General features: G+C 72.8%; 3 protein-coding genes. All 3 read left to right on the forward strand.

Annotation, left to right across the window (positions count from 1 at the left end):
- Positions 1–135 precede the first annotated feature (135 nt).
- On the forward strand, positions 136–351 hold the full coding sequence (locus AC08ON_RS03950) for a hypothetical protein (RefSeq protein WP_476607616.1): 216 nt from the start codon (positions 136–138) through the stop codon (positions 349–351).
- Positions 352–363: 12 nt separating this feature from the next.
- The gene (locus AC08ON_RS03955) at positions 364–1,269 is read left to right on the forward strand and encodes a LamB/YcsF family protein (RefSeq protein ID WP_476607617.1); all 906 of its coding nucleotides are present in this window, start codon (positions 364–366) and stop codon (positions 1,267–1,269) included.
- Between the two features lie 10 nt (positions 1,270–1,279).
- Positions 1,280–1,535: carboxyltransferase domain-containing protein (locus AC08ON_RS03960; protein ID WP_476616472.1), on the forward strand; the 256-nt coding region annotated here is incomplete at its 3' end.

A 1,535-nucleotide genomic window follows, 5' to 3' on the forward strand; every position in this document is an offset into this window, starting at 1 on the left:
CATCCCACGGCTCCAACTGTCAAGCGGCGATCTTGTCCGGACCGTTCCCGGCGGCGGTACGACGGATCATCTACCCGACGAACCCGCACACAGAGAACCTGACAGCACCCGCGCCGCTATGACGACCTGGCGCGCGTGGCGGTGGTCGCCACCGCCACCCCGCCCGGGCCCGCCGTCACCTGGACTCATGCGGCGATCGCCGCCCAGGTCGCGGGCACCGTCTTCGCCCCGATATCCGCCCCTCAGGTCGGCAGGATCCTGGCCGGCCTGGATCTCAAGCCGCACAAGGTGACCAGATGGCTCACCCGCCACCGTGCCGACGGGGGCGGATCGCCAGTGCCGAGGTGGTGAACAATTGGCAGCATGGGCGACCAGCGAGATCCCGGCAGGCGGGAGCGACCTCGGCCAGACCGGGCGACCACCGGGGAGGCCGATCCACCGAACCCGGTCGAGCCACCGCCTCCGGCCGGACGGGCACATCCCGTCGCACCACCGCCTCCGGCGGATCGGCCGCGTCCCCTCGATCTCAACGCCGACCTCGGCGAGGGTTTCGGGGTCTGGCGCCTCACCGAGGACGAGGCCCTACTCGACCTGGTCACCAGCGCCAACATCGCCTGCGGGTTCCATGCCGGCGACCCCGCGACGATGCGGCGGACGTGCGAGCAGGCGGTCCGCTGCGGAGTCCGCATCGGCGCCCAGGTCAGCTACCGCGACCTCGCCGGCTTCGGTCGTCGCCGCATCGACATGGACCCCGACGATCTACGTGACGACGTCCTCTATCAGCTCGGCGCGCTGGACGCCTTCGCCCGGACGGCCGGCGACCGGGTTCGCTACGTCAAGCCGCACGGCGCCCTCTACAACGCCATCGTCACCGACGAGGAGCAGGCGCAGGCCGTCGTCGAGGCCATCCGCTGCTACGACGCGACGCTGCCGGTCCTGGGCCTGCCCGGATCGGCGTGGTTGCGGCGCGCGAGCGAGGCCGGCCTGACCGCGGTCGGCGAGGCGTTCGCCGACCGCGACTACACGGCCGCGGGCACTCTGGTCTCCCGGCGCACGGCCGGCGCCGTCCTGCACGATCTCGACGTCATCGTCGCGCGCGGCGTGCGGATGGCGATCAAGGGCGTGGTCGTCAGCCAGCAGGGCACACCGGTGGACGTCGGCGCCCGCTCTCTCTGCGTGCACGGGGACACGCCGGGCGCGGTCGAGATGGTCAGACGGCTGCGCCAAGCCCTGTTCGACGCGGGTGTCCCCCTGATCCCGTTCAGCTGAGAGGATCGCGATGCGCATCCTGCCCTGCGGTGACGAGGCACTGCTCGTCGAGGTGGCCGGCCTGACCGAGGCCGAGGCCCTCTATGCGCGGCTGCGGCGGATCGCCCCGGTCGGGATCATCCAACTGGTTCCCGCGGCGCGGACGGTGCTGGTCGCGTTCGATCCCGCGGCGACCGACGCCAGACGCCTGAGCGCCGCCCTGCTGCGCGCCGCCGGGGCTCAGCCCGGCACGTCCGGCCCCACGCCCTCCTCCGGTCCCGCGCCGC

The sequence above is a fragment of the Frankia sp. CoWAU3 genome (assembly GCF_977971855.1).